General features: G+C 65.3%; 19 protein-coding genes. 11 read left to right on the top strand and 8 right to left on the bottom strand.

Annotated elements, in window-relative coordinates:
• Positions 1-61: 61 nt before the first annotated feature.
• Positions 62-1,273, top strand: coding sequence for a transglycosylase SLT domain-containing protein (locus AAV94_RS07590; RefSeq protein ID WP_052754960.1), 1,212 nt, complete (start codon positions 62-64; stop codon positions 1,271-1,273).
• Positions 1,274-1,318: 45 nt separating this feature from the next.
• On the opposite strand, the gene bfr is transcribed toward AAV94_RS07590, so the two are convergent.
• Positions 1,319-1,786: a bacterioferritin gene (bfr, locus tag AAV94_RS07595; protein WP_046741790.1), complete on the bottom strand. Its 468-nt coding sequence runs from the start codon at positions 1,784-1,786 to the stop codon at positions 1,319-1,321.
• Between the two features lie 302 nt (positions 1,787-2,088).
• On the opposite strand from bfr, the gene AAV94_RS07600 reads away from it, so the two are divergent.
• The 7 genes from AAV94_RS07600 to AAV94_RS07630 all read left to right on the top strand — a co-directional run bounded on the left by AAV94_RS07600 (position 2,089) and on the right by AAV94_RS07630 (position 8,684).
• Positions 2,089-3,018: a polyprenyl synthetase family protein gene (locus AAV94_RS07600; protein ID WP_046741791.1), complete on the top strand. Its 930-nt coding sequence runs from the start codon at positions 2,089-2,091 to the stop codon at positions 3,016-3,018.
• Positions 3,019-3,332: 314 nt separating this feature from the next.
• Positions 3,333-4,376, top strand: coding sequence for a type IV pilus twitching motility protein PilT (locus tag AAV94_RS07605; protein ID WP_046741717.1), 1,044 nt, complete (start codon positions 3,333-3,335; stop codon positions 4,374-4,376).
• A gap of 33 nt (positions 4,377-4,409) precedes the next feature.
• Entirely contained in the window at positions 4,410-5,045 is a 636-nt protein-coding gene (locus AAV94_RS07610) for a cyclic nucleotide-binding domain-containing protein (RefSeq protein WP_052754961.1), read from the top strand.
• Positions 5,046-5,110: 65 nt separating this feature from the next.
• Entirely contained in the window at positions 5,111-6,247 is a 1,137-nt protein-coding gene (locus AAV94_RS07615; RefSeq protein ID WP_046741718.1) for a PilT/PilU family type 4a pilus ATPase, read from the top strand.
• Between the two features lie 213 nt (positions 6,248-6,460).
• Entirely contained in the window at positions 6,461-7,417 is a 957-nt protein-coding gene (locus AAV94_RS07620) for an NAD(P)-dependent oxidoreductase (protein ID WP_046741719.1), read from the top strand.
• Positions 7,418-7,439: 22 nt separating this feature from the next.
• Positions 7,440-7,904, top strand: coding sequence for a type II 3-dehydroquinate dehydratase (gene aroQ / locus AAV94_RS07625; RefSeq protein ID WP_046741720.1), 465 nt, complete (start codon positions 7,440-7,442; stop codon positions 7,902-7,904).
• A 135-nt stretch (positions 7,905-8,039) separates the two neighbouring features.
• Positions 8,040-8,684, top strand: coding sequence for a DUF6806 family protein (locus AAV94_RS07630; protein WP_046741721.1), 645 nt, complete (start codon positions 8,040-8,042; stop codon positions 8,682-8,684).
• A 42-nt stretch (positions 8,685-8,726) separates the two neighbouring features.
• On the opposite strand, the gene murI is transcribed toward AAV94_RS07630, so the two are convergent.
• Positions 8,727-9,578 (bottom strand): glutamate racemase, encoded by an 852-nt coding sequence (murI, locus tag AAV94_RS07635; protein WP_046741793.1) that lies wholly within the window; start codon positions 9,576-9,578, stop codon positions 8,727-8,729.
• A 114-nt stretch (positions 9,579-9,692) separates the two neighbouring features.
• On the opposite strand from murI, the gene AAV94_RS07640 reads away from it, so the two are divergent.
• A complete protein-coding gene (locus tag AAV94_RS07640; RefSeq protein WP_456236137.1) occupies positions 9,693-10,217 on the top strand; it encodes a low molecular weight protein-tyrosine-phosphatase in 525 nt (174 codons plus the stop codon).
• A 53-nt stretch (positions 10,218-10,270) separates the two neighbouring features.
• Here AAV94_RS07640 and AAV94_RS07645 read toward each other — a convergent pair whose 3' ends face one another.
• The 3 genes from AAV94_RS07645 to AAV94_RS07655 form a co-directional block, all read right to left on the bottom strand.
• Positions 10,271-11,398, bottom strand: coding sequence for an ABC transporter ATP-binding protein (locus tag AAV94_RS07645; protein ID WP_046741722.1), 1,128 nt, complete (start codon positions 11,396-11,398; stop codon positions 10,271-10,273).
• A complete protein-coding gene (locus AAV94_RS07650) occupies positions 11,386-13,080 on the bottom strand; it encodes an ABC transporter permease (RefSeq protein ID WP_197408034.1) in 1,695 nt (564 codons plus the stop codon). The genes AAV94_RS07645 and AAV94_RS07650 overlap by 13 nt, the downstream gene beginning before the upstream one ends.
• A gap of 66 nt (positions 13,081-13,146) precedes the next feature.
• Positions 13,147-14,136, bottom strand: a complete 990-nt coding sequence (locus tag AAV94_RS07655) for an ABC transporter substrate-binding protein (RefSeq protein ID WP_046741723.1) — start codon at positions 14,134-14,136, stop codon at positions 13,147-13,149.
• Positions 14,137-14,318: 182 nt separating this feature from the next.
• On the opposite strand from AAV94_RS07655, the gene AAV94_RS07660 reads away from it, so the two are divergent.
• A complete protein-coding gene (locus AAV94_RS07660) occupies positions 14,319-14,552 on the top strand; it encodes a hypothetical protein (protein WP_046741724.1) in 234 nt (77 codons plus the stop codon).
• A 102-nt stretch (positions 14,553-14,654) separates the two neighbouring features.
• The gene (locus AAV94_RS07665) at positions 14,655-15,842 is read left to right on the top strand and encodes an MGDG synthase family glycosyltransferase (protein ID WP_046741796.1); all 1,188 of its coding nucleotides are present in this window, start codon (positions 14,655-14,657) and stop codon (positions 15,840-15,842) included.
• On the opposite strand, the gene mutS is transcribed toward AAV94_RS07665, so the two are convergent.
• From mutS to AAV94_RS07685, 3 genes are all read right to left on the bottom strand, one after another.
• Entirely contained in the window at positions 15,824-18,520 is a 2,697-nt protein-coding gene (gene mutS, locus AAV94_RS07670; protein WP_046741725.1) for a DNA mismatch repair protein MutS, read from the bottom strand. The genes AAV94_RS07665 and mutS overlap by 19 nt on opposite strands.
• Before the next feature lie 603 nt (positions 18,521-19,123).
• Positions 19,124-21,058 (bottom strand): FUSC family protein, encoded by a 1,935-nt coding sequence (locus AAV94_RS07680; RefSeq protein WP_052754962.1) that lies wholly within the window; start codon positions 21,056-21,058, stop codon positions 19,124-19,126.
• The gene (locus AAV94_RS07685; protein ID WP_046741727.1) at positions 21,055-21,519 is read right to left on the bottom strand and encodes a MarR family winged helix-turn-helix transcriptional regulator; all 465 of its coding nucleotides are present in this window, start codon (positions 21,517-21,519) and stop codon (positions 21,055-21,057) included. Before AAV94_RS07685 ends, AAV94_RS07680 begins: the two co-directional genes overlap by 4 nt.
• Positions 21,520-21,654 lie beyond the last annotated feature (135 nt).

Here is a 21,654-nt window from a genome sequence, read left to right on the forward strand (position 1 = left end):
GAGCCATCGCTGCGGTTGCTGTGGCCCCCTTTGGGGCCGATCTTATTCTTTGCTTTTCCCCATGTTTGTTTCACGCGTGATTGCCGTGCTGCTGTTGGCGTTTACGGTAAGTGGCTGCGCCAGCATCGCCAATGGTGCGCGGCACGCTCCGGATCTGCCCAGCGGCGCGCTGGCACACATCGAATCGCTGGAAGTGGCCACGCGCCCGGTCAGTGGCCTAGAGCCGCCAGCGGACATCTGGGAGCGTATGCGACGTGGCTTCGCGATGCCGGACTTTGACAGTGCGCTAGTGCTGGAGCGGCAGGACTGGTGTGCACAGCGCCCCACCGCGTTGCTGCGCATGACCGAGCAGGCGCGCAAGTATCTGTTCTACATCGTCGAGGAGCTGGAGCTGCGCGGCATGCCTACGGAGCTGGCACTGCTGCCGTTCGTGGAGAGCGCCTACAATCCCGCCGCCGTCTCGAGTGCGAAAGCTGCAGGCATGTGGCAGTTCATGCCGGCGACGGGAACCTATTTCGATCTGACCCAGAACGCCTTTCGCGATGACCGGCGCGATGTGCTGGCCTCGACACGGGCAGCGCTCGATTATCTGCAGCGCCTGCATCGAATGTTCGGTGACTGGCATCTTGCGCTGGCTGCCTACAACTGGGGTGAGGGCAATGTGGGGCGCGCGCGGGCGTTCAATCAAAACCAGGGTCGCCCGACGGGCTACATGGATCTAGTCATGCCCGAGGAGACCCGCTGGTACGTGCCGAAGTTCCAGGCACTGAAGAACATCGTGCGCGATCCTGCCGCATTCGGAGTGCAGCTGGCCGAGATCGGCAACCATCCCTATTTCGACGTGGTGCCGATTGCGCGGGATATTGACGTGGCACTCGCTGCCAGGCTGGCGGGCATCAGCGAGGAGGATTTCAGGCAGCTCAACCCATCGCACAAGGGCCCGGTGATCTTTGCGGCGGTAACGCAGGGGGTTTTGCTGCCGTGGGACAACGCGCGAATCTTCGCGCAGAAACTTGCCGATCAGCAGGATGAGCGCCTGTCAAGCTGGACGGTGTGGCAGGTGCCCAGGCGCATGGCGGTGGCGGAAGTTGCCAGGCGCGTCGGCGCCGGCGAGCGTGCCGTGCTGACGGCTAACGCAATCCCCCGCGGCATGCTGGTTGATGCCGGCTCGACGCTGCTGGTGCCGCGCTCGCCGCAAGCGCAGGGCAATGCCCCGGCACATCTGGTGCAGCGTGGCCATGTGCGGCTGGTCAAGGCCTCGCGTGAGCGGTAGCGCTGCCGCGGTCAGCGCGCGCCAGGGTGCCTGCAAGGCGGCGTGTCAGCCCATCTGGGACTGGAGGTAATTCTCCAGGCCAATCTTCTCGATCAGGCCAAGCTGCTGCTCCAGCCAGTAGGCATGGTCTTCCTCGGTATCGATCAGCTGGCGCAGCAGCATGTCGCGCGAGACGTAGTCGCCGTGCTGCTCGCACAGCTTCATGGCCGCGCGCAGGCGATCGCGCACCTCGATCTCGGTGTCCAGATCCTTGCGCAGCATCTCGGGCACCGTGTCGCCCGGCGTGAATGGCAGAGGGCGCATGTCGGGCTTGCCTTCCAGCAGGAAGATGCGGCGCATGATGTCGTCGGCATGCTGGGTTTCCTCCTCCATCTCATGGTTGAGGCGTTCGTACAACTTCTTTAGGCCGAGATCGTCATAGCGGCGCGAGTGGTAGAAGTACTGGTCGCGCGCGGCCAGTTCGCCACGCAGCAGCTCGACAAGGGTGTCAATGACTTGTGGGTCGCCTTTCATGGAGGTGTTCCTTTCGATGGGCGTGCGCGCCGCAGCCTGGTGCTGCAACGGTCAAGTTGGTGCAAGTATGCGCGCTGTCGGCGCCGCTTCCAAGCCTTGTCCCTGCTGCGCCGCTCTGCATGCAGATGGCTATGCAAAGGCAGCTGATAAGCGTTCCCGTTGGGGCGCAGCCTGCATGCACTGGCCGCTCCTATAATGGCCGCTTTGCCAGATGCAGCGCCTTGCCTGTTTGTCCGGCGCCCTCTTCGTGATTTTTCCCCATGACTCGCAACGACCAAGGACTGACATTGATTGCCCGCGACATGCAGGCCGTCGATGCGGTCATCGACGCTCGTCTGACGACCAGTGTGCCACTGATCGGTCAGGTAGCGCGCTACATCATCAGCGCGGGCGGCAAGCGCCTGCGTCCGGCCATGCTGCTGCTGGTGGCCAATGCGTTGGGCTATCAAGGGCGCTTTCACCACGAGATGGCGGCCGTGATGGAGTTCATCCATACGGCCACGCTGCTGCATGACGATGTGGTCGATGAGTCCACGCTGCGACGCGGTCGGCCCACGGCCAACGAAAGCTTCGGCAATCCGGCCAGTGTGCTGGTGGGCGATTTCCTGCACTCACGCGCCTTCGAGATGATGGTGGAGACCGGCAACCTTCGCGTGATGCAGATCGTGGCGGCGGCGACCAACATCATTGCCGAAGGGGAGGTGCAGCAGCTCATTAACATGCACGATGCCTCGCTCGACGAGGCAGGCTACCTGCAGGTGATTCGCTCTAAGACGGCCAAGCTGTTCGAAGCCAGCACGCAGGTCGGTGCGGTACTGGCTGGTGCCGATCCTGATAGGGAGGCGGCTGCCGCCACGTACGGGCAGGCGCTGGGCGTGGCATTTCAGATCATCGATGACGTGCTTGATTACGACGGCTCAGCCGATGAGATGGGCAAGAATGTGGGCGACGACCTGCGCGAAGGCAAGGCAACGTTGCCGCTGATCGTGGCCATGCAGCGGGGCACGGCCGAGCAGGCAGCGGTAGTGCGTGGCGCCATCGAGCAAGGGTCGACCGAGCAATTGGCCGATGTCATCGCCATCGTGCGTGAGACGGGCGCGATCGAGCAGGCCCGACACGCCGCGCAGACCGAGGCGCAGCGCGGCCTGGATGCCATCGCGATCTTTCCGGATAACGCCTATACCGGCGTACTGCGCAGCCTGCCGCAGCAGCTGCTGACGCGCCGCAGCTGAGCAGCTGCCCTCGGCTTGCGTAGCCTGGATTCGCACGGCGGCGTGTTCTGCCAGTGCGCCGAGTCCGCCCGCCTGGTTTGGCGCTGGCGCATTTTCCTGTTGGGAATGCCGCCCGAGAACGCGCCGGGCAGCATGGTCCCTCTTGTGAGCACGCCCAGCCTGGCTGTGCCAGGCACCCTGCGCGCCACGTCTTCCCGGCCCTGCGTGGTGCGAAAAGGCTTTGAACTATTGCAAACGCCGTTGCTGACGTTGCCGCAAGGTGTGCAAACGTTGATAATCGCACGAATTCGTTTCTATTGATAGGAAATGTAAAAGTGGATATCACCCAGCTGCTGGCGTTCAGCGTCAAAAACAAGGCTTCCGATCTGCACCTGTCGGCTGGCATGCCGCCGATGATCCGCGTCAACGGCGATGTGCGTCGCATCAATGTCGAGCCGCTGGACCACCGCGAGGTGTTCTCCATGGTCTACGACATCATGAGCGATTCGCAGCGCAAGATCTACGAAGAGTTCCTGGAGGTGGATTTCTCCTTCGAGATCGAGGGGCTGGCACGCTTTCGCGTCAACGCCTTCAACCAGAATCGCGGCGCAGCAGCGGTGTTTCGGACGATTCCCAGCAAGGTGCTGACGTTGGAGCAACTGCACGCGCCGAAGATCTTTGCCGACCTGGCCCTCAAGCCGCGAGGTCTGGTGCTGGTGACCGGACCGACGGGCTCCGGCAAGTCGACCACGCTGGCGGCCATGATCAACCATCTCAACGAGAACGAGTACGGTCACATCCTCACGGTGGAGGACCCGATTGAGTTCGTGCACGAGTCCAAGAAGTGCCTGGTCAACCAGCGCGAGGTGGGGCCGATGACGCACTCCTTCACCGCTGCGCTGCGCTCGGCATTGCGGGAGGACCCGGATGCCATTCTGGTGGGTGAGCTGCGTGATCTGGAAACGATCCGCCTGGCACTGACGGCGGCGGAGACGGGCCACTTGGTGTTTGGCACGCTGCATACCTCCAGCGCCGCTAAGACCATCGACCGCATCATTGACGTGTTCCCCGCCGAGGAGAAGGAAATGGTGCGCTCCATGCTGTCGGAGTCGCTGGAGGCGGTGATCTCACAGACGCTGCTCAAGACCAAGGACGGCGGTGGACGCATCGCCGCACACGAAATCATGCTGGGCACGCCCGCGATCCGCAACCTGATTCGCGAGGCCAAGGTGGCACAGATGTATTCGACCATCCAGACCAGTCAGTCGCAAGGCATGCAGACGCTCGACCAGAATCTGGTGGAACTGGTACGCCGCAACGTCATCAGCGCACGCGATGCCCGGCTCAAGGCCAAGATGCCGGAGAACTTCCCGGTCTAGCCGGGCCTTTCATGCCGCGAAGCGAGCCCTGAGATGTGGTGGAACAAGCGTCATCGTCCCCCGGCGGCACGGCCACTGCAGCCGCAGCAGCAGCCCCTGCGGCTGAGTGGGGAGTCGCTGCTATTGAGCCAGTTCGATAGCACGGGCGATGCCGAACTGCCGGTCGTGCCGTGGCAGCGGCGCGCGCGCAGCCTGGGCGCGAGGCCGCTGCGGCCGGAGCGGGGGCTAGCATTGCTGCAGGCGGCATGGTCGCATCAGGGACCGTCCCAGCCGTTCGGGCGCGACGACATGGCGGCGCTGGCCCCGTTTCTTCAATTCCAGCAGGTGCCTGCCGAACGCGAGGTGGTGCAGCAGGGCGAATATGGCGACTTCATGCTGGTGCAGCTCTCCGGGGTGATGGGCGTGGAGCGCCAGGGCGCCGACGGTGCGCCGCAGCGCATGGCCGAAACGCATGTGGGCGATTTCATCGGCGAGATGTCGCTGCTCGACCAGGGGCAGCGTTTTTCCTCCTGCGTCACGCTCACGACCTGTGATCTGGCGGTACTCACGCGTGAAGGGCTCGACGGCATGCTGCACAATCAGCCGCAGTTGGCAGCACGGTTGGTGATGCTGCTGGCGCGCAAGCTGTCGGTGCGTCTGCGCGCCGTCAGTGCCTCGCTGCGTCGGTAAAAACGGGCTCAAGAGACCGCTGCCCACACACCGTACGATTTTTCGACATCAATCAGGAGAGAGCCATGGAGCGTGATCAGGCCAGCAAATTCATCAACGACTTGCTCCGGTTGATGATCAGTCGCAAGGGCAGTGACTTGTTCATCACGGCCGACTTTCCGCCAGCCATCAAGGTCGATGGCAAAGTCACCAAGGTCTCCCCGCAGCCGCTGACGCCAGCGCACACGCTGGCCCTGGCGCGCTCCATCATGAGCGACCGGCAGGCCGCCGAGTTCGAGCGTACCAAGGAAGCCAACTTCGCCATCTCGCCCGCGGGCGTGGGGCGCTTTCGCGTCAACGTCTTCATGCAGCAGGGCCACGTTGGCATGGTGCTGCGGGTGATCCCGCTGCAGGTGCCCACCATCGACGGTATGGGGCTGCCGCAGGTCCTCAAGGAAGTGTCCATGGCCAAGCGCGGCCTGTGCATCCTGGTGGGGGCGACAAGCTCGGGCAAGTCCACCTCGCTGGCAGCGATGGTGGACTGGCGCAACGAGAACTCGTTCGGGCATATCGTGACGATCGAGGATCCCGTCGAATTCGTGCACGCGCACAAGAACTGCGTCATTACCCAGCGCGAGGTTGGGCTGGATACCGAGTCCTGGGAGGCCGCGCTCAAGAACACGCTGCGCCAGGCGCCGGACGTGATCCTGATGGGCGAAATCCGCGATCGGGAAACCATGGAGCATGCCATCGTCTTCTCAGAGACAGGCCATCTGTGCCTGGCCACCCTGCATGCCAACAACGCCAACCAGGCGCTGGACCGCATCATCAACTTCTTTCCCGAGGAGCGCCGTGCCCAGCTGCTGATGGATGTCTCGCTCAACTTGCGCGCCATCATTTCGCAGCGGCTGATACCGCGCCAGGACGGCAAGGGCCGCGTGGCGGCCGTGGAGGTGCTGCTGAATACGCCGCGCGTGGCTGACCTGATCTTCAAGGGCGAGGTTTCCGAAATCAAGGAAGCCATCAAGCAAAGCCGCAACCACGGCATGCAGACCTTTGACCAGGCGCTGTTCGATCTGTTCGAGGCCAACCTCATCAGCTACGAGGATGCGCTGCGCAATGCCGACTCACTCAACGACCTGCGCCTGCAGATCAAGCTGCAGAGCACACGGGCGCGCAACAGCGATCTGGCCGCCGGTACCGAACACCTGTCGGTGATCTGACGCGCGGGCCGTTGCCAAGTAGCGTGGCGCACTGCACTCTGCACTGCATTGATCCCGCACGGCGCGTGTAGAAAAAAAAGTCTGTGGGCAGGTGCATGCCGGACCTTGAATCGCCAGCATGCGGTACCAATTGCTGACAGAATCGGGGTTTTCAATGCTGTTGTTCCGCCGTGCGAGTTGCAGGGCGGGCTGATTGATCGAGGTGTATATCCCATGAGCGCAGCTTCTCCAGCATCCATTTATCCGCGTGCGTACGAAAGCGTTGCTGCCAAGCGCGTGGCTTTCATTGGCCTGGGCGTCATGGGCTATCCCATGGCAGGACATCTGGTCGCAGCAGGCCATAGCGTGACCGTTTACAACCGTACTGCCAGCAAGGCGCAACAGTGGGTCGCCGAGTTCGCGCCTGTTGCGGGTGCCGAGCGCGTGCGCGCAGCAACCACTCCTGCACAGGCAGCGCAAGGGGCGGACATCGTATTCAGTTGCGTTGGCAACGATGATGATTTGCGCAGTGTCACCACTGGCGAGCAGGGAGCGTTTGCCGGCATGGCCTCCGGTGCCATCTACGTCGATCACACCACTGCTTCTGCCGATGTGGCGCGTGAGTTGTACGCCGTGGCACAGCAGCGCGGGTTGCACTTCGTTGATGCACCGATCTCTGGCGGTCAGGAGGGCGCGCAAAAGGGGGGGCTCACCGTCATGTGCGGGGGCGATGCGGATGTGTTCGAGCGTGTTGCACCGGTCATTGCAGCCTATGCGCGCGCCTGCGCGCGGATGGGGCCGGCCGGCGCGGGCCAGTTGACCAAGATGGTCAACCAGATTGCCATTGCGGGCGTCGTGCAGGGTCTGGCCGAGGCCGTTGCATTCGGGCAGGCTGCAGGGCTGGACATTCCCAAGGTCATCGAGGTCATCAGCAAAGGCGGCGCCCAGAGTTGGCAGATGGAAAATCGCGCGGTTTCCATGGCCGAGGGGCGTTTTGACTTCGGTTTTGCGGTGGACTGGATGCGCAAGGACCTGGGGCTGGTGCTGCAGGAAGCGCGGCGCAATGGTGCGCAGGTGCCGGTGACGGCACTGGTTGACCAGTTCTACGCTGAAGTGCAGGCTATCGGTGGCAACCGCTGGGACACCTCCAGCCTGATTGCGCGGCTGCGCAAGCCAGCCAACAAGCACTGAGAACGGGCGAGGGACTTCCACCATGCAGGCCAATGCCCCGACACCGCGCACCGTCATCGTGCTCAATGGCCCCAACCTGAATCTGCTCGGCACGCGCGAGCCCGAGATCTATGGCGCGGCGACGCTGGCCGATGTCGAGGCATTGTGCGCGGAGCGTGCGCGCCAGCACGGACTGCGCGCACTGTGTTACCAGAGCAACAGCGAGGGTGATCTGGTCAGCTGGATTCATGAGGCTGGGCAATTGTACCGGCAGGGGCAACTGGCGGGCGTGGTGCTCAATGCCGGCGCCTACACCCACACCAGCGTTGCCTTGCTCGATGCGATCAAGGGAACGGGCGTGCCGGTGATCGAACTGCACATCAGCAACGTGCATGCGCGTGAGCCGTTTCGCCACCATTCCTACCTGTCCGCGGCAGCCCGCGCGGTAATGTGTGGTTTCGGTGTGGCAGGCTACGGCTTGGCCATCGATGCCATTGCCGGCTGGTGACGTCAGCCTGGGCGGGCACGCAACGGGGCACTGCGGCGCAGTGTCATTAGGCATCACAGGCACTCTGCTGTCGGGGTATAGTGTGGGCAGACTGCGCAAACGTTTGGGTTGCCAGTGTTGACAGTTAGGCGAGCCATGACCAACGAGAACGATACTCCCTTTGAAATCCATGTCCACGGTCAGGTATTCGTGCGACCTGACGTGAATTTTTCCGCCATCGAGGAGGCGCTCAAGCCGATGTGGCGTTACGCCGGTGCCCGTTCGCTGACCGCTGCGGCCGTTGGTTACTATGACGAGGAGCCTGGCATCGAATTCGTGGCCCGCGACCATGTGCTGCAGATGTGCTGGACGGTGCGCGGCGATGACGACTTCCGCCAGGTCATCGACGAGGTCTGCATGAATCTCAATGAGCTGGCCGACCGCGGTTGCGTGATCGAGGTCACCTTCTACGACCGTGCGTTCGACGAGCAGATGGACGAGGAGGACATGTCCGGCCACGAGGATGCCTCGCGCGACGACTTCTTCCTGCTGTTCGTCGGGCCCACCCCCTCGGCCATCATGCAGGTCCAGCGTGATCTGCTGGTGCAGGATGTGGTGTCCCTGATGGAGCGCCACTTCGAGGCCAATGAGCTGACCGGTGTCGTGGCGGAGATTGACCGCCTGTTCACCAACCGCTTCGATGCGCTGGTCAATTCGCTGGAGCTGGGGCGTCCGCCGCGCGGCGAACCCGGCACGGGCGGCCCCGGCCACGGCCCGCGCAGGCCGCGCCACCTGCACTAGTCAGGTGTGCTGCGCCCGACCTTGAAGCGGCCCTTGGCCGCTTCATGCGTTTGCGGGGTGCGCAGGCAGTGCGTCCGGCTCGTCGCCGTGCAGGGCAGCGCCAGCATGCAGGTGGCGCTGCGCCGCGGCCTGCAGGCATGGCAGGCTGCCCGACGTGCGCAGCGTCAGCGGCAGGCGGGCCTGCGCGTTGCCAGCGGCAGGCGGGCGCAGCAACCGCTGCGCCTGTAGCCGCAGTGCGGTATGGCGCGCCACGGCCGCCGCCGAATCCACAAAGCGCAGCTGTGGCGGCGCGAGCCGCTGCAGGGCCGGCAGTACCAGCGGATAGTGCGTGCAGCCCAGCACCACGGTGTCGACCGGCGCAGCGCTCGGGCGCAGCGCCTGCACCAGGAAATGCCTGCACAGACGCTCGATGGCGGCAGTGTCATTGGCTTCGATGGCGCTAGCCAGGCCCGGGCAGGGAATGTCGTCGACGCGCACGCTCGTACTGAGTGACTGCCGCAGCCGCTGGTACTTGCCGCTTTGCAGGGTGCGTTCGGTCGCGAGCACAGCGATGTGGCCGGTCTGCGTGATGCGCACGGCCGGTTTGATGGCCGGTTCGACGCCGATGATGGGCAGGACGGGAAAGTCCTCGCGCAATGCCTCGATCGCCACCGTGGTGGCCGTATTGCAGGCCACCACCAGGGCTTTGATGGCGTGTTCGGTCAGCAATTGCTGCACAATTTGTTGGCAGCGCAGCTGTACGAACGCATCATTGCGCTCGCCATAGGGGGCGTGGCCCGCGTCGGAGAAATAGACAAAGTGTTCGTGCGGCAGTGCCTGCAGCAGCGCATCGAGAATGCTCAACCCGCCGATGCCACTGTCGAACACACCGATGGGAAGATAAGGCTGGGTCATGGCAGGTTCACACAAGGCTGCGATGCTGCGCTCCAATGCCGCGCCAGCGCAGAGGCAGGCATTGTAGGCCTGCAGGCGTCGCTGTGCAGTGACACAACGGATGGGGAATTGGCAATGCCAGAAGTTTCGCTGGATTACTTGAAAAAGCACCCGCCAGGCCAGCCCTTGCGGATTCTGATGGTATGCATGGGCAACATCTGCCGCAGCCCGACCGCCCAAGCCGTGCTGGAGGCCAAGATCAAGGCGGCCGGCCTGGCCGGGCATATCCAGGTGGATTCGGCCGGCACGCACGACTACCACGTGGGCGAGCCGCCGGATGCGCGGGCGCAGCAGCATGCCGCCTTGCGCGGCTATGACCTGAGCGGTCAGCGCGCGCGCCAGTTGCAGGCGGAGGACTTTGCCGCCTTCGATCTCGTGCTGGTCATGGATGCCGTCAATGAGCGCTCCGCGCATGCCCTGTGCCCGCCCGCACATCGGCACAAGCTGCAGCGTCTTGCCCGCTTTGCACGTCGGCACGATGCCGACGAGGTGCCAGATCCGTACTACGGCACGGCCGGCGGTTTCGAATACGTGCTGGATCTGGTGGAAGATGCGTGTGATGGCCTGCTGGCACAACTGGCGCCGCTGCTGGCCAGATAGTGGGCCGGCAAGGCGTCATGGCATCGGCGCGCGCTGCGGGGCGTCCTGCGCTGTCATGGCTGCGCCAGCGGCCAGGCCCGAGCTATGCGCACGCCCACCATGGCACCTGCCGTGTAAGGTCTGGGGCTGAAGGCGAGCAGCTGCTGGCAAGCGTCGGGCAGGGTCAATGCCAGCTCCACCTCGTAGCGCTCGCCCTTGAACACGCAGTCTGTCACGCGGGCTGGCAACGGCGCGTCCTGCGCGCTGTCGACGCTCTCCGGTGACGGGATCAGCGTAACGTGCTCAGGGCGCACCAGCACCTGGCGCTGGGGCCGGCGCGACTCCTGCAGGGCGTGGCGCAGCCCGGTGTGCAGCAGGGCGCAGTCCTCGATGAACCGGCCATCCTGCCACGGCGCGGCCGCCGGCGCCTCGATGTGCAGCACACTGCCCTGGCCGATGAACCGCGCCAGCCAAGCCGTGCGCGGCTGCTGATACAGCCGCTGCGGCGTGGCGCGCTGCACCAGCTGGCCTTCGTGCAGGACGGCGATCTCATCGGCCAGCGCCATGGCCTCGCCCTGGTCGTGCGTGACGTAGAGGAAGGTGGCGCCGCTACTGCGGTGCAGGCGGCGAAAGGCGCTCTCCATGGTGCGGCGCAAGTGGCGGTCCAGGTTGGCCAGCGGCTCATCCAACAAAATGACGCGTGGCGCGGCGGCCAGGCAGCGTGCCAGCGCCACACGTTGCTTCTGTCCGCCCGAGAGCGCATGTGGCATGGCATCGGCCTTGTCGGCCAGTTCGACCTGCTCAAGTGCCTGAACGACAGCGCGTCGCAGGTCGGCGCCACGCATGCCGCGCAGGCGCAGCGCGTAGCCAACGTTTTCGGCCACCGACATGTGTGGCCACAGCGCATAGGACTGAAACACCATGCCCATGCCGCGCAGTTCCGGGGCCACGTGGGTGGATGTGTCGCTCAACAGCCTGCCGTCGAGATGGATGCTGCCGGCATCGGGCTGCTCAAAGCCGGCGATCATGCGCAGCGTGGTGGTCTTGCCACAGCCGCTGGGGCCCAGCAGCGCAAGAAACTGCCCGCGCGGCACGCGCAGATCCAGCGCACGCACGACGGCGCGATGGGCAAAGTTGCGCTGCAGCCCGCGCAAGACCAGATGGTCCGCCGCAGCTGCCGGGGCGGTCTTCAGTTGCGCCATGGGATGGCTCCTCGCGGCAGGTGGCGCCCCAGCCACGCCAGCAGCAGCATGGCGGCGACCACGAACACCACAATCAATACGGCAATTGCTGAGGCCAATACGCTCTCGCCGCTTTCGTAGAAGTTGAAGATCAGCACGCCCAGCGTTTCCTGCCCGGCACTCCACAGCAGAGCCGAGACGGTCAGCTCGTTGAGTGCGGTCAGAAACACCATCAGCGCCGCCGCCCAGCATGCAGGCGCAAGCAGCGGAGCCAGAATGCCGCGCATGCGCCTCACTGGCCCTGCGCCAGCCAATTGCGCGGCTTCCTCCAGTGCAGGGTCGACATCGTGCATTGCGCCCAGCACCGGACGCAGCGCGACGATCCAGAAGCGCGCCAGATAGGCCAGCAGGATCAGCCACAGCGTACCGTACAGGCCCCATTGCAGGCCGGGCAGGGGGCGCGCAAAGGTCAGGATGCACGCGACTGCCAGCACCACACCCGGCAGGGCGTAGGGCAGCTCCAGCAGCCCCTCCAGCCAGCGCAGCGCACGCCCGTGGCGCCGGGTCATCAGCCATGCCAATGGCAGCGCCAGCGCCACCAGTACGGCGGCAGCGGTGGCCGAGAGCAACAAGCTGTTGCGTGCGGCGCGCCAGGTCACGCCCTGCCGTGTGAGCATCTCCACATACGCTGCCGCCGATGCCGTCTCGGCACTGAGCGGCACGCCCAGTGCCGGCACCAGGGAGGCCGCCAGCAAGGCCAGCAGCGGAGCAATCAGCACGACCAGCAGAATCAGCGCGAGCGCGACCTCGGCCAGGAGCCGCCAGCGGCCCAGCGGCCAGACCAGCGGCTTGCCGACGTGGCCCAGCAGCCGGTAGCCAGGGCCGCGCTGCAGCCGCTGATACACCCAGACGCCAGCCAGCGCCAGCGCGCCGGTCAACATCGACAGCGTGGCCACCTGTGCCAGCACGGCCGTGCCCAGGCTGGCCATCTTCTGATAGATCAGTGTCGGCAGGACGTAGTAGCTGACAGGAATACCCAGCAGTGCCGGAATGCCGAAATTGCCAAGGCCCGAGACGAAGGCCAACATGGCACCGGCGGCCACGCCCCGACGTGCCAGCGGCCAGAGTACGTCGCGCAGCACCCGCCCGCGTGAGGCGCCGGCCTGCTGCGCCGCCTCGACCAGATCGGCCGGAATGGCCAGCAGGCTGGCGCGTACGGCCAGGTACACGAGCGCGGCATGCTGCACGCCCAGCAGCAGTGCGATGCCTCCGGCCGAGTACAGCGGCTGCGGGCTGCCCAGCGGCGGCGCCGCGCCAATAGCCTGCAGCAGCGCGCTGGACGGGCCCGTCATCTGCAGCCAGGCCAGCGCTGTCACTTGCGGCGGAATCATCATCGGCAGCATCAGGCCAAACACCCACAGCGGCTTGCCGCGCACGTCGGTCAGTGTCACCAGCAGGGCGAAGCTGCCGCCCAGCAGCAATGCGACGACCATGCCCCAAAAGCTGGTGATAAGGCTGCGCCACATTGCCAGCCAGGTTGCGCGCTCGGCGAGAATGCGCGCTGCGGCGCTGCCATCGGGCTGGAGCCAGTCGGCCACGGCCACGCCGGCCAGCCGCAGCATCGGCAGCAGGCACAGCAGGGCCGCCAGCGTAAACAGCGCCGTGGTGGCGGCGCGTTCGGCAAACGAGGAGGACAAGGCCAAGGCAATGGGAGGCGGAGAGCCACCGCGCCGATGGCGCGCGAGGCAAGTCGCAGGCGTCAACCGGACTTAGTTGGTGGCGTCGAAAATCGCGGTAAAGCGCTCACGGTCGGCCTGGGCATCGCTGAGTGCCTTAGCGGCATCCAGCGGCAGCGTCCTGATCTGCGTGCGCGGCGGAAAGCCCGGCGGCACGTCCATGCCGTTGCGTGCCGGAATGTAGCCCTGCTGCAGCACCAGCTGCTGGCCAGCCTCGGAGAGTAGGAAATCGACGAACTTCTCGGCGGCCTGCGGCTGTTTGCTGGTCTTGAGAATGGCGACCGGCTCTGTCACGACCGACACACCTTCCTGCGGAAACACGAATTCGATCGGCGCGCCCTTGGCCTTCTCGCGGATGGCCAGATAGTCGGCCAGCACACCGTACGGCTTGGTGCCGGTGGCAACGTCCTTGAGCACGCCGCCGTTGCCTCCCTGTACCTGGGCGTTGTTGGCCTTCAGCGCCTCGTAGTACGCCCAGCCGAACTCCGGAAGATTGACCAGGGTCTGCATGTGCAGCATGGCGGCGCCCGAGTACAACGGGCTGGGCGCTGCCACCAGGTTGCGGTATTCAGGCTTGGTCAGATCATGCCAGCTTGTAGGCTTGTGTGGCGCCTGACTGTGGTGGGCGATCCCGGTGGTAATCAGCTTGGTGCTGTAGTAGTACCCATCTGCATCAAACAGGTCCGACGCATAGTGGCTGCGCGCGTTGCTCAGATACGGGCGCAGCAGCTCGCGCTGCTTCAATGACTCCAGCGTGACCATGTCGGCGATCAGCAGTACGTCCGGCTTGATGGCTTCTGCGGCAATCTCCGCTTCGAGACGCGTCATCAACTGGGTTGTGCCATCACGTACCCACTCCACTGTGATACCGGGGTGCGCAGCCATGAATGCATCGACGGTGGCCTGCGCGTCGGCATTGGGCTGACTGGTGTAGAGCGTGAGCGTCTCGGCATGGGCGGCGGTTGCGAAGATCGCAGTGGCCATGGCGGCACTGGCGAGCAGACGGGGCAGAGCGTAAGGCATGTGATGGCACCATTTGCAATAGGAACTTCAGCGCCGCGCAGCGTAGAGGGCCTGTGTGACACGACGATGACGCTGAAGGTGCTCTCCGTGCTCTCCGTGCTCTCGGCCTCCAGGGCGTTGTTGTCAAACTGTCATACGTGGCCACTAGCATCGGTATTGCCTGCAACAGTCCGGAGCAATCCATGAGCCATCACCGCCCTCACGCGCACGCCATCGCCCTGGCCGACCACTTCGTTGCGACCATTCTGGAGGAAGATCCGGAGCTGCTGGTCAGCAGCCTCGACGGGTTGGAGGACGAGGAAATTCGCCAGGTTGCCAGGCGCCTTGCGACCTTTCGCCTTGCGCTGGTCGAAGCGCTTTCGCTCCAGCCGCTTGATGCGGACGACGATGACGAATTGGACGGTGACGATGACTGACTGGCATTGCCGCGTGTATTGAGTATTGACGTTCTCGCGTACCCTGAGCCCGCAGGCCGACGTTGCCCGCCGGCACCCTATCTGACACCTGAAACGCGCGTGATGACGCCTTCGCTGGAACTCATTTACATCAATGCCGGTGGCGGGCACCGCGCCTCCGCCCAGGCGCTGCAGGCCATTGCGCAGCAGCAGGGACGCAACTGGGATGTGCGGCTGGTCAATCTCTTCGAGCGAATCGATCCGGGTCAGCGCTTTTACGCCCTGACCGGCCTCAACCCCGAGGATCTTTACAACAAGCGCCTCGCGCGCGGCTGGACGCGCGGCATGGCCCAGGAGCTGTATGTGCTGCAGCAGCTCATCCGGCTGGGCCACCGGCGCCTGCTGCAGCGGCTGTTGCCACACTGGCAGGCCAGCCGTCCGGACATGGTGGTCTCACTGGTGCCCAACTTCAACCGCGTGATGTTCGAAAGCCTGCGCGCCAGCGGCAGTGCGGCGCCGTACGTCACCGTGATGACCGATTTTGCCGACCTGCCGCGCGGCCGGTTCTGGATCGAGCGTGATCTGCCCATCCACCTCGTCTGCGGCACGCGAAAGGCCGTGGAGCAGGCGCGCGCCATGGGCCACCCGCCAGCCCTGTTGCACGAGGTATCCGGCATGCTGGTGCGCCCGGAGTTCTATGCGCCGCCCAAGCAATCGCGCGAGCAGGCCATGCGCCGCCACGGGCTCACGCCAGGCAGGCCCACGGCGCTGGTGCTGTTTGGTGGCCACGGCGGGCGTCACATGCTGCAGATCGCGCGCAGGCTGGGGGACATGCAGGCGATCTACCTTTGTGGTCACAATCAGGCGCTGGCCGAGCGTCTGCAGGCGCTGCCGGCGCAGGCGCCACGGCTGATACAGGGCTTTACCAGCGATGTGCCTGCCTTCATGCATATGGCTGATTTCATGATTGGCAAACCAGGGCCAGGCAGCATCAGCGAGGCGGTGCGCTGTGGCCTGCCGGTGGTCCTGCTGCATTCCGGAGCGACCATGCCGCAGGAGCGCTACAACGTGGAATGGGTGCGTGAAATGGGCGTTGGCATCGCCTGCACCACCTACCTGGAGATTGCGCGCGCAGCCCATGCGATGCAGGCGGACCTTCCTGCCTGGCAACAACGGGTGCGGGCCATCGACAACCGGGCGCTATTCGAGGTGCCGGAGATTCTCGAGACGATTCTCGCTACCGCCGGGCGCCGCCACGCAGTCCGCGATGACCGCGCGCGCAGCCCAGCCGTTCAGTCGGCATTGAGCTGATCCTTGAGCGCATACAGCGTCTGCAGCGCTTCACGGGGGCTGAGGCTGTCCACATCCAGTTCGGCCAGTGCGCGTTCGATGGCGCTGGGCGCAGGCGGCTCGCCGGTTCCAGCGGTAGGCAGTGGCGCACTGAACAGGTCGGGCTGAAGTTGGGTCGCGTCCTGCTGCTCCAGCCGCTCCAGCGTGGCGCGTGCATGCTGGATCAGCGCCGCTGGCATGCCGGCCAGCTTGGCGACCTGGATGCCGTAGCTGCGGCTGGCCGGGCCGGGCTGCAGCTCGTGCAGGAAGACGATGCGGTTGGCGCTCTCCACCGCGGCCACGTGCATGTTGACGGCGTGTGGCAGCTGCGCGGGCAGCTGCGTGAGCTCAAAGTAATGGGTGGCAAACAGCGTAAAGGCTTGTGTCTTGTCATGCAGGTAGGTGGCGATGCTGCCTGCCAGTGCCAGTCCGTCGAAGGTGGAGGTGCCCCGGCCAATCTCATCCATCAGCACCAGTGAATGGGGAGTGGCGCTGTGCAGAATCTGCGCGGCCTCGGTCATCTCCAGCATGAAGGTCGACTGCGCATTGGCCAGGTCGTCGGCGGCGCCGATGCGGGTGTGGATGGCATCGATGGGGCCGATGCGGCAGCGGCTGGCCGGCACATAGCTGCCCATGCTGGCCAGCAGCACGATCAGCGCCACCTGGCGCATGTAAGTCGATTTGCCGCCCATGTTGGGGCCGGTGATGATCTGCATGCGGCGCTTGCCAGCCAGCGCCGTGTCGTTCGCGATGAAGGGCGATTGCGTGGTTTCGGCCAGCCGCATCTCCACCACCGGATGGCGGCCCCGTTCGATGTCGATACACGGCTCGATGGCGAATTCCGGCCGGCACCAGCCCAGCGTCTCGGCCCGCTCGGCCAGCGCGCAGAGGGCATCCAGTTCCGCGAGCGCGGCAGCAATCTGCATCAGCTCCGCAACCCGTGGCTGCAGCTGTGCGAGCAACTGTTGGTAGAGCCATTTCTCGCGCGCCAGTGCACGCTCTTGCGCCGAAAGCGCCTTGTCCTCGAAGTTTTTCAGTTCGGGGGTGATGAAGCGCTCAGCATTCTTGAGGGTCTGGCGGCGCTTGTATTCGGCGGGCACCTTGTCGGCCTGGCCTTGCGTGACCTCGATGTAGAAGCCATGCACACGGTTGTACTGTACTTTGAGGTTGGCAATGCCGGTACGGGCGCGTTCACGCGCTTCGAGCTCCAGCAGGAAGTCGTCGGCATTGGTCTGGATGGCACGCAGTTCGTCAAGCTCCGCGTCAAAACCCGTGGCAATTACGCCGCCATCGCGCACCAGCACGGCGGGCTCGGGCACGATGGCCGCATCCAGCAGGTCAATGACGCCGTCGGGCGGCGTCAGGCTCGCCAATAGCGGTGCCAGACCCTGTGGGCCGTCCTGCAGCAGCGCCGTGCTTTGCGGCGCCGTAGCGGGCAGTTGCTTCGCCAGCGAGGCGGCACGCTGCAGCGTGTGCTTGAGGGCCACCAGCTCGCGTGGGCGTGCCTGGTCCAGTGCAATGCGTGCAGCGATGCGTTCGACGTCGGCCACGCCCTGCAGTTGGTGGCGGTAATGCTGCCAAAGCGCTTGCGCGCCATCGTGCGCATGCAGCAGGGCGATGTGTGTTAGCCGCGCGCTGGCTATCTGGCGATCGCGCGGGGGATTCAGCAGCCAGTGACGCAGTAGCCGGCTGCCCATGCTGGTGACGCAGGTATCGAGCAGGGAAAACAACGTCGGGCTGGCTTCACCGCGCAACGTCTGTACCAGCTCCAGGTTGCGCCGGCTGGTAGCGGGCAGGGCGATGACATCGCCCTCGCGCTCGACGACAAGGCGCTGCAGATGCTGCAGCTCGCGCCCTTGTGTGTGGGCCGCGTAGTGCAGCAATGCGCCGCTGGCGGCATGTGCCAGCGGCAGCGCTTCGGCACTCCACGCCTGCAGGCTGGCAGCCTGCAAGGTGTCCATCAACTTGTTGCGGCCCAGCTGGGCGTCGAACTGCCAGGCGGGCACAGGCGTGAGCGCCCCCGCAGCGGCGCCGCTTTGCTGGCGCGTGCGCAGCAGCGTCTCCAACGTTTCGGATGCGCCTGCGCCAAACAGCGTCTCGCTGGGGGCAATGCGCTCAAGCCAGCCCGGCAATGCGTCGGCTTCGCACTCGGCCAGATGCAGCGTGGCCTGCGTCAGGCTCATCCAGGCCAGCCCATAGCGGACTTTCCTGCCACGCCCTTCGGCGATGGCCAGCAGCACGGCTTCCTGCTTGTCCTGCAGGAGCGCGGCGTCAGTCAGCGTACCCGGCGTGACCACGCGCACCACCTTGCGCTCGACCGGCCCCTTGCTGGCGGCGGGATCGCCAACCTGCTCGCAGATTGCAACCGATTCCCCCAGCTTGATGAGACGCGCGAGATAGGTCTCCACCGAGTGGAACGGCACACCCGCCATGGGAATGGGCTGTCCGGCGGACTGGCCGCGCTGCGTCAGCGTGATGTTCAGCAGCCGCGCGGCCTTTTGGGCGTCCTCGTAGAACAGCTCGTAGAAATCGCCCATGCGGTAAAAAAGCAGCGTGTCCGGATGCTGGCTTTTGAGTTGCAGGTACTGCTGCATCATGGGCGTATGGCCGGATAGGTCGACTTCCGCAATCCCTTGATGTGCGCTGGTTTTTCTCGTCATTTATTCAGTAATCAATCGGTGGCCTGGCGCGGGGGGACACTGCGCTTCCAGTGGGCCCCGCCCCGCACGGTGCCAAGCCGTGTGCCCGGCGATTACGCGGGCGACGGTCTGGAAATGTCACGCCACGCGGGTGCATCGGTGGTAGTGTGCGCTAGCAGCGCAAACCCGCACCGCCGGCGAACCCGTTATTGTGAACGATGCAGCCGCCGCAGCCTGCGTGCAAACGCTGCATCGACAGCGAGGAGCGCACGGCAGCGGCGAGCGCGGAACTTCAGCAGATGCGAGGCCGATTCGGGCGGCAGGCATTGCGCGCTGGCGCAGTCAGTCCTGCCGGTGGGGCCGGGCGAGCCTGCAGTCAGCGCACTTTCAGGCGAAACAGCGGCGTAGGCCAATGGGTGCGCGAAACGCCGTTGTGCAACATTGGCGCCCAGCCCAGCTGTGCGATAGGCAACCAGAGGTAGCCGTCGGGTATTAGTCATGGCGTATCGGCCCAGCGCAGCCGATCGTCCTGGAGTGCGCCACACGGGCGCCTGCAATAAGGAATTGCTGTGGCGGCATCCGGCACTGCCGTGTGGCGTGGCGGCGCCCCGCATGGGCGGGCCATTACCGCCGAGGCGCGCCGCGCTGCAGGAACGCCTGCTGGTGCACCAAGGCATCGGTGGTCTGCTGTAGCAGGGCGAGGTCCACCTCGCTTGTGCCCGCCAGCACTGTGCTGGCGCGTCGCAGGGCACGTGCCGCCCGCGCCGGGTCGGCGCCAAGGCGGCCCAGCCGGGTGCGGGCCGCCTGCAGGCGTTTGGAGGCCTTGACGGAAAGATCCGTGCGGCCCTGCAGTGCGTCCATGTGCAGTAAGGCGCGGCCCACCATCAGTAGTGCAAAGCAGCCGTCCAGGGCCAGTTGGCTGCTTTGCCCGGCCTTGTCGCACCAGCGTACCAGTCGCAGCATACGATGGCGCAGGCGGGCCTGCCACAGGCTGCGCTGGGTGGCCGCGTCCGGGCGCGTTGCCATGGCCTCAATTTCCTGCACCATCATGTCCCGCAGGGCATCAAGCCGGCGGGCGGCCGTGACGGGAAAGATCAGGCTGTAAGCGCACAGTGCGATCAGCGGGCCGAGCACCACCGCCAGCGCAGCCGACAGTCCCGAGGACAGATCTCCCTGCAGCGGCCAGAGCGGCTGCAACAGCAGCAGCAGGACCATGTTGTAGTCAAAGCCGATGACGGCGCTGCGACGGTGTGCGGCAATGAGCGCACCCAGCAGAATGAAGGGCATCATCCAGAGGATCAGCCCGGCCTCGCTGCCAGCCAGAGGCCAAGCCAGCCAGCGGCACGCCAGGGCGCCAACGGCGCCTACGGCCTGGCCTACCGCGACGATGCGCAGCGTCTTGAGCGGGTTGTCGACATTGGCGAACACGGTGGTCATGATGGTGGTGCCCAGCATCATGAATGCGCCAGCGCTCCAGCCCGAGGCCAGCCACGCCATGCCCACCAGCAAGGTGGTGCCGCCGGCGCGCACGGCGGCCTCGCGGGCGCCGATCCAGTCACGGTGCAGCGCCAGCGGCACATTGACATGCACGCCCGCATCCCCGTCGGGGCTAACGCCACCATACTCGCGCAGCGCCCGCACCAGTTCCTGCAGCACGTAGTGCAGTTCCTGGTCCGCAACGGCGCACTGCTGCAGACGCCGCAGCGCCGCGTCGAGCCGGTCGCGCGCGTGGGCGTCAAGGGCCGCGATGGCTTCGCGCAAGGTCTGGCAGACCACGAGATCGGCCGCACCACCGCCAGCGTGCGGATGGCGTTTCAGCCACAGCAGTGCCGCGACCTGGGCCGAAAACAGCTGCCGTATGGCGCGTGTGGACTGGCGCGCCCGCAGCGATCCCGCCGCAAAGGTGTCGAGCTCGTCATCGATCTTTGCCATTTGCGTGAGCAACCGCTGTGTCTGCTCTGCGGTGGCCTGGTCGCGCTGAAGGGCTCGCGCCATCGCCTCCAGCAGCCGCGCAGCCAGGTCATCCACCTGCAGCGTCAGCTGGCTGCGGTCCATGTCCTTGCCCAACAGCCAGCCAAAGGCCAGCGCCACCAGCACGCCAAGCCATACGGTCAGCATCCGGTCGATGCCCAGGGTGAGCACGCCACCGCCGCTTGGGCTGTGCAGCAATGCCACCATTGCGGCCGAGTAGCCGGCCAGCATCACGCCGTAAGAGGCAAAGCCACGAATCAGGCTGCAGGCGCCGGCGCACAGGCCCACCCAGGCCGACAGCCCGAGCACCAGTACCCACTGCTGCCCGTTGGCTGTGGTCAGCAGGACGATGCCAAAGAGCGTGCCGACCACGGTACCGATGATGCGAAAGAACCCCTTTTCCAGGAGATGGCGGCGCATGGGCTGCGAGGCCGCCCACACCGTCATGCCGGACCATTGCGGATGCTCCAGCCCCAGCAGCCATGCCAGCGCCACGGCACAGCAGGCGGCCACGGCGGTGCGCACGGTATAGGGCAGCGCCGCAGGAGAGAAGCCCAGGCGTTCAAGAACGAGACCGGCGTGCGTCACAACGCGGATCCCTGCTGTTCGCGCACGATGGCGATGCGCCGGTCGATCTGCTCCAGCGCGTGTGTGAGCTGCTGCAGTGTCCGTTCGTCAATGCCGGCAAGCAGTGAGGACTCGACCTGCAAGAGGCTCTGCTGTATCGCGTCGACGAGCCTGCGGCCTGCGGGCGTGAGTTTGAGGCGGTTGGCGCGGCGGTCAGTGGCATCCTGCTGCCGCTCCAGCAGGCCCTTGCTGGCGAGGATGTCAATCAGTCGCACGAGGCTGGAGCCATCGATGCCGATGCGCGCGGCCAGTTCTTTTTGCGACAGGCCTTGCTCGGCCCGCGCCACATGCAGCAGCGGCGCCCAGGTGGCATCCGACAATCCTTGGGCTGCAAGGTGCGCATCGACGGCAGCGCGCCAGCGGCGCGCTGTGCCAACGAGCAGCATGCCAAAGCCGCAACGTTCGGAATATGTAGTTTGCATGGATATAGATTGTATTCAAATCATTTTATTTAAAACATTTCCCTGCGCGTGTGGCTTTGCACGTCACTGGCTTGGCGAGGCGACACTGGCTGCCGCAGCATGTGGCCGCGCGGCAGAGCTTTCCGAGGCATTACG

This window comes from Lampropedia cohaerens (genome assembly GCF_001005215.1).
GTDB lineage: Bacteria > Pseudomonadota > Gammaproteobacteria > Burkholderiales > Burkholderiaceae_C > Lampropedia > Lampropedia cohaerens.